The 479-nt window shown below is 75.4% G+C and carries 1 protein-coding gene; it reads right to left on the reverse strand.

Features of this window, described 5'->3' with window-relative positions:
- Positions 1-281 (reverse strand): hypothetical protein (locus tag ACK41V_RS23510; protein ID WP_409786090.1); only part of this gene is annotated, 281 nt, incomplete at its 3' end.
- Between the last annotated feature and the right edge of the window lie 198 nt (positions 282-479).

A 479-nucleotide genomic window follows, 5' to 3' on the forward strand; every position in this document is an offset into this window, starting at 1 on the left:
TCGCTGACGAAGCGGTAGGTCAGCGTCTCGCGCTCGTCGCGCGCGAAGGCCAGCAGGGGCGCGCCGATGGGGGTGCGCGGCGCCGCGTGCTCCCCCACCACGCGCAGGGCGGGCGGGAACAAAGGCGGGCGCGCCACCTCCAGCACGTGCACCACCACGGTGCCCGCGCTGTCCAGCTCCCCGTCCGACAGCCGCACCGTGAGCGTGAACAGCCGCACCCGGTCGCATTCCAGCTCCGCGCGCAGCACCACCAGCTGGTGCTGCTCGTTCACCCCGAACACCTCCGCGCCGCCCTGCGTGGCCCCCCCCCCCCCCCCCCCCCCCCCCCCCCCCCCCCGGGGGGGGGGGGGGGGGGGGGGGGGCAGCGCGGCGCGTGCATATGCAATGTAGCGCAAGCGCACCAACTTGCACGCTGCCTGTGAAGTTCACGCACTGTACGCGTGGGTCTGCCACCAGCTTGGCGCCAACACGGCCCGCGC

Origin of the sequence: Acidovorax sp., assembly GCF_046291265.1 — a bacterium.
Lineage (GTDB): Bacteria > Pseudomonadota > Gammaproteobacteria > Burkholderiales > Burkholderiaceae_C > Acidovorax.